Below are 6,828 nucleotides of genomic sequence, written 5' to 3' on the forward strand. Positions count from 1 at the left end.
CTAGGTAGCGTTTTTCAACTTCAGTCCAATTAATTACATTATAAAAAGCAGCGATATAGTCAGGACGCTTATTTTGATACTTCAAATAATAGGCATGCTCCCATACATCAAGTCCCAAAATAGGGGTATTTCCCTGCATTAAAGGGCAATCTTGATTAGCACTATTTTCTACAATCAACTTTTTATCTGGGGTCACACATAGCCACGCCCAACCACTGCCAAATTGACTAATTGCAGCAGCAGTAAATTGGTCTTTAAATTTATCAAAACTGCCAAACTGTTCATTTATTGCCTGAGCTACACTACCTTCAGGTTCACCTCCTCCTTGAGGGCTCATTACTTGCCAAAATAAGCTGTGATTAAAATGCCCTCCTACATGCTCTTGTACTGCTTTTTGTAAATTACTAGGCAAGCTGTTTATTCCCTTAAGTAATTTTTCAGCATTTGCGGTTGCATAAACAGTATCTGCTAAAGCAGCATTGGCTTTATTAATATACGTTTGATGATGCAATGTGTGGTGAATATGCATTGTTTTACCATCAATATGAGGTTCAAGCCCATCGTACTCATAGTTAAGTGCAGGCAAAGTAAAAGCCATAAATACTCCTTTTTCTTTTAAATTAGTGCAGTTGATTGTTTGTAGTGCTCTCTGAGCATAAGCAAAAATTCACTTGCTCTATTAGCTCAGGTAAAAAATGATAGCGTCTTGCAAATGATACAAGTTCAGAGGACGTTTTAGTGTAATGATGCTTACTCACTTTTTGTATATCGTAATGAGTATGCTTAATTAGCGAACAGAGTGTTAAGTGTACTTCGCATAGCCATTTGCATGCATTTTCAGGCTGTTGCATAGCTATATAGGTATCAGCTAAATTATGCGACGCAACAACAAGTGCGGGTATGCAATGCTCAATAGCATGGATGACATTGTTATTAATCTGAGCATATAAAAACTGCTGAAGAAGATGATCTGCAAGTGTTTTAGCTAATAAGTATTTATCGCGGGCTTCGAGAAGTGCACCTTGTTCAAATGCATAATTACCTTGCATTATATTCGACTGCCAAGGGCTTAATGCTTGATCAAGACAAAGTAAATCTGAGTGGGATTGTTTTTGATTTGAGATCATATAATCATCTGCACGTTTATTTATGGGCGTGTAGTTAACTTACACACCCACAAACCTAAATGCAAATGATTTTCATTAACTACTTAGCGAAGTCTAGTAATTCCTGCCCTGTTAAGCGATATATTATCCATTCGTTTTGAGGCTTTGCACCAATGCTATTGTAAAAATCGATAGCGGGTTTATTCCAATCAAGCACTACCCATTCAAAACGACCACAGTCATTACTAATCGCCTTATTAGCTAAGTGCTTCATAATGGCTTTACCTGCACCATTGCCACGGCTATCTGGGCTTACGTATAAATCTTCAAGGTATAGGCCATTTTTACCTAACCATGTAGAGTAATTATAAAAATAGACCGCAAAACCAATTGGCTCATCACCTTCTAAACAAATTATGCTGTGCGCAGTAGCACCATCGCTAAACAGAGTATCTAAAATAGCCTGTTCGTCTGTTTTAACTGCATCCGGTTCTTTTTCATATATGGCAAGTTCGGTAATAAAGTGCAAAATTGTTTTCGCATCACTTGGCTTTGCATCACGTATTATAACGGGTTGGCTCATTGTATTTTTACCTTAAATATACTGCTCTAATTTATCTTTTAAAATATCTAATTGAATCGGTTTGCTCAAGTAGTCATCCATTCCAGCGGTTATACAACGCTCTTTATCAGAGTCCATTGCGTTAGCCGTAATAGCAATGATCCTAATGTTTATGTGTTGTATACCCGCCATACCTTTACGTATAGCTGCAGTTGTAGCAAAGCCATCCATAACAGGCATCTGGCAATCCATAAGAACGAGCTTAAAGAAACCAGAATCGTGAGACTCTAATATATCTATCGCTAATTGACCATTTTCGGCAATTGTAACGTCACAATTAAGCTTTTTGAGCATTAATGTAGCCACTTGCCGATTAATTGGATTATCCTCTACAAGTAATATTTGGGTAGATTCCTGCACTTGTTCTTTTTTAAGAGAGGAAATATAGCCTGAAGTAACAAGTGGGAGTGTCTCACCTGCATCATTACTTGTTATGACTGACAGTGCAGAAATTAAATCGGCAGTGGTTACAGGTTTGGGGAAATATGCCTGAAAGCCTGAATTAGAATAGCGCTGCGCACCTTCCATACCAGCAATACTGGTCATCATTACAAGTGGCATTGATTTATAATCTTCATGTGCTTTTAGTGCTTTACACAGCTCTATGCCATCCATTCCTGGCATTTGCATGTCAAGCACTGCAATATCATACATGCAATTGTTACTTTTATACTGCTGCGCGCACATATCAAGAGCTTCGCGTGCGTCACATGCAAGCGCAACTTTAGCGCCCCAGTGCTCAAGCTGTTGTGAAATTACAATTCGATTTGTCTCGTTATCATCAACAACCAAAACGGTTAGCTCTTCCATATTAATATTAGGAATATAACGTTCTTTTTGATCTCCCGGAGTTAGCATTATAGTGGCAGTAAAAGTACTCCCTTTACCGGCTTCGCTAGTGAGAGAGATGGCTCCCCCCATTAGCTCACAAAGCTGCTTACAAATAGCCAGCCCTAAGCCACTGCCTCCATATTCACGCGTTGTTGATGCATCGACTTGAGAGAAAGGGGTAAATAATTGCTCTTGTTTTTCTAAACTTATTCCTATGCCTGAGTCCTTTATACTTACAACAAACTCTAAACCTTGAGCTACTTTATTAATTTTCGCGCTTACAACAACCTCGCCTTGACTCGTAAACTTAACGGCGTTGCTCAATAAATTAGTAATAACTTGGCGAATGCGCCCAGGATCGCCGCATAACTGCGAAGGCTCTAGCGCTACCAGATCCAAAATAATTTCAATACCTTTGTCTTGAGCTGTAAATGCTTGTGCGGCAGCAACTTCACCAATTAAATCACGTCCATTAAAGTTAATTTCTTCAAGCTCGATTTTACCTGCTTCAGCTTTAGAGAAATCTAAAATATCATTAATTACACCCAATAAAGAATGTGCACTTTTTTTGGCTATATCTACTTTTGTTTCTATTGGTTTAGATAGCGACTCTAATTGAACAAGCTCTAGCATACCGAGTACGCCATTCATCGGCGTTCTAATTTCATGGCTCATGGTTGCTAAAAATTGGCTCTTAGCAATGGCTGCATCTTCAGCTTTCACGAGTGCTACTTTTAGCTCCTCACTAATTACTTTTCGTTTTTGAGAAACTAAAGTGCTTCCCACTAAAGTAGCTAATGAGCGAAGATACGTTTCTTCACTTTGCGTCCAGTTGTGATGCTCGTCAGTTGTTTCAGCGCACAAAATACCTAAATTACCATCGCCTGTTGCAATTACAGCATCAAGCATCGATTTAATATTTAGTGGTATTACATATGCTTCAATAAAATCAACAGTTGCTGAGTGAGTATAAACATCATCAATAGCCACTAAATTATGTTTATAAATAGCATTAAAATAAGCTGGGTAGTCTTTAGCAGTTAAAATAGCGTCGGTATCTACAAACCCTTGACCATTTATATATAAGCTATGACACGTCATCACATCTCGTTTTTCGTTAAAAATCCATACCGAAGCTCGTGCAACATTTAGTACTTCACACATAGATTTAACGGCTAGCTTTTTAACCTGTTCTACATCACTATTTTGTACTTCAGGTGCAACCGTAAGCGCGGCTAAATTTTTGTTATATCTGTTGGCTTTTTCGCTCTCGAGCTCAAGGCGTTTATGTGCATCAATACTTTGAAATGAACCAAAAACACGCACACATTTACCGTCTTTAAGCTCAGCCTGGCCCATCGATTTAACCCAGCGTTCTTGCCCAGCATAGGTTAAAATAATAAGTTCAACACTCCAGCTTTCGCCTAAAGTCACTGCGCACTCAAATAAGGTAGTTATCGTATCTCGGTGTATGCCTGGTTTATAAAAGTTAATAGCGGTATCTATGCTCGGTTCAAAGCCCTCTGGTACTTCATGAATAACTTTAACTTCATCAGACCAATAAAGTGTATGCGCATCTAAGTCCATCTCCCATGCACCAATTTGTCCTTGCTTACTCATTGATTCAAGCAGGCTTTGCTGACGGTTTATTTTTAATTGTGTATTGTAACGATCTGTAATATCTAAAATAAACCCATCTAAATACAATATGCTGCCATCATCTGCGTAAATGGCTTGGCCTTTTTCATTTACCCAATGTAAGGAGCCATCGCGGGCTGTAATCCTATACTCAACAGACCATGACTGTTTTGCACTAACACAACGTAGAATTTCATCTTTTATTTTTTTAGAATCGTCTTCGCATATCAAATCAAAAAAGCTGGGGGATTCATCATGTATCAACTCATCAGGTGAATAACCTGTTATTTCACTCGCTTGCTCGCTCATATAAAGCATGCTTAATTTTTCATCAAACTTACATCGATAAATAATGCCAGGGATATTTGATACCAAAGATGCAAACCTATCGCGGCTTCCTTGCAGCTCAAGCTCTGTAGATTTTCGTTCTGATATATCTAAATGCGTACCTATCATACGTTTTGGAGAACCATCGCAGTTCCACTCAACTACTTTTGCAGTATCGAGTACCCAAATCCAATGTCCATTTTTATGCTTCATGCGGGCTTCACTAACAAAATAGTCAGTCTCACCGGCAAAGTGCTCTTGAAGTTTTTTATTTGATATCACTAAGTCGTCTGGGTGAGCATATGTATACCAAGTATCTATAGTACAAGGCTCAATCTCACTGAGTTTGTAACCTATTATCTCGGCCCAGCGGTTATTAAACGTCACTTTATTCGTATCAATATACCAATCCCAAATACCCACAGCTGTTGAGTCTATCACTAACTGTAACTGTGTTTTGTGTTGCTCAAGCTCTAGCTCTTGTACTTTAAGGGCTGTAATGTCATTACGAATAGCAATATAGTTTTGCGGTTTTCCATTTTCATCTAAAAATGGTGCAATCGTCGTATCTACCCAATATATGCCACCATGCTTAGCTTTATTGCATATTTGCCCGTTCCATATATCACCACGTTTAAGCGTTTTATACATATTTTTAAAAAATGCTTTTTCGTGTTTTCCTGAATTTAAAAGGCGATGGTTTTGACCTATTAATTCGTGTTCATCGTAGCCACTAATCTCACAAAATTTCTTATTTACAAAAGTGATGGTGCCATGCAAATCAGTTACAGCAACAATAGCGTGTTCATCTAATGCACTTTTTTGCTCGGCTAATTGTTTTAATGCAATTTGAAGTGCAGAGCGTTGTTTTTGTAATATACTTTGTTGCTCTTCTTTTACGGCTACTAAATTACGTAAACCCAATGAAAGCTGGTTAAACTCAATACTGTCGTGTATTACAGGGACTTTTACCTTGTCTCCTTTTGTAATACTTTCAACAATTTTAGCTAAGTTAATTAAAGGTCTAGAAAGTCGACGCCCAAACCACCACGATGACGTTAATATAAGCAGCAATGCCCCCGCATTTGTTAATAAAGCAAGCTGTTTATAAAAATTAGCGCCTTGTAGTGCAACTTCTTTTGGTTTTGTTACAAGTAACTGCCATCCAGATTCATTTAAAAACTCTAGAGAATCAATATACCCGTATAAAGTCTCTTCATTTTTATTACTGTAAGAAAAAACACGTTGCGTTGGGGAGCCGTTTTGAGAGAAAAATAATGGTTGAGAATCTTCTGAATTATTATTTTTTTGAATTTTATTATTATGCATAACATAAAATGTTATGTCTTTATTTGCAGCGTGTATTTTACTTAGATTATTTAATAAGCCGTTTAAATTTATATCTGCGAGCAATATGGCTTGTAGCTTATTTTCGGTATTTACTAACGGTAAGCCAATAATATGATACTCACGCCCTGAGACTGTCATTGACTGAAATTGGATTTTACCTGTATTTTTAATACCAGAGAGTATGTTATTAAAACGTTGATCTGTAATAATATTAAAAAAGGGTGATGAAGGTAGTGATTTAACGAGGTTTACATCAATAAGTTCTACATTATTAACAAAGTCGTACTGCTCAACAAATTGCGCTATTAATTGTTGTTTTTTAGTCGGGCTAATATCAAACTGCGCCCTAAGCAAATATAGATCCTTAACATGCTCTGCAAACCAAATATCAGCAAATTGCTTACCTATATTATTAAGCTCGTTAAGTTCAGCGTCTGCATTTTGCTTAAGCGTGCTATTTACATGTCCAAGGCTAAACCAAGTAAGTATACAAAGTGGCCCTAAGGCTATAATTATAAAGGTTATAATTAACTTACTTCGAACAGACTGTCCTTTACCTGTTAATTCACCAAAGTTTAAACCTTTGTGCATGCTTAATATCCAGCAACTTATAATCATTTAATATTACTTACATTAATGCACTAAATATATAAAGACGCAAGTTTTGAGCGGTAAACTCCTTAAAAAATGGGTGTTTAGCGTTACAATATTAAATTCACACTTTTTAAAATATACGCCTTTATTACTAACTTATAATTAGATTTATTGACGCTACCACATCTGTAGCGGTTTTAAACCAGCCATGATATAAGCAATATTCAATTAATACATTTGAGGTCATTATGGCGCACGATCACTCACATAGTCATGTAGACGAAAACCAGAGCGATAAACAGCTAACCGTCGCTGTGGTTATTAATGTATTGCTAACCGTAGCCCAAGTTATTGGCGGGG

General features: G+C 37.3%; 4 protein-coding genes and 1 pseudogene. 1 reads left to right on the forward strand and 4 read right to left on the reverse strand.

Features of this window, described 5'->3' with window-relative positions; all coding sequences use genetic code 11:
- The 4 genes from L652_RS0100960 to L652_RS0100975 all read right to left on the reverse strand — a co-directional run.
- A partial coding sequence (locus L652_RS0100960) for a superoxide dismutase (RefSeq protein ID WP_024603197.1) occupies positions 1-598 on the reverse strand: 598 nt, incomplete at its 3' end.
- A gap of 22 nt (positions 599-620) precedes the next feature.
- On the reverse strand, positions 621-1,127 hold the full coding sequence (locus L652_RS0100965) for a hypothetical protein (protein ID WP_024597096.1): 507 nt from the start codon (positions 1,125-1,127) through the stop codon (positions 621-623).
- Positions 1,128-1,206: 79 nt separating this feature from the next.
- On the reverse strand, positions 1,207-1,689 hold the full coding sequence (locus tag L652_RS0100970; protein ID WP_002958990.1) for a GNAT family N-acetyltransferase: 483 nt from the start codon (positions 1,687-1,689) through the stop codon (positions 1,207-1,209).
- Positions 1,690-1,701: 12 nt separating this feature from the next.
- Positions 1,702-6,465 (reverse strand): PAS domain-containing protein, encoded by a 4,764-nt coding sequence (locus L652_RS0100975; protein WP_024597095.1) that lies wholly within the window; start codon positions 6,463-6,465, stop codon positions 1,702-1,704.
- Between the two features lie 251 nt (positions 6,466-6,716).
- On the opposite strand from L652_RS0100975, the pseudogene L652_RS1000000125270 reads away from it, so the two are divergent.
- Positions 6,717-6,828, forward strand: a pseudogene (locus L652_RS1000000125270) (cation transporter); the annotation flags it as partial.

It is taken from the genome of Pseudoalteromonas sp. TB25 (assembly GCF_000497995.1).
GTDB lineage: Bacteria > Pseudomonadota > Gammaproteobacteria > Enterobacterales > Alteromonadaceae > Pseudoalteromonas > Pseudoalteromonas distincta.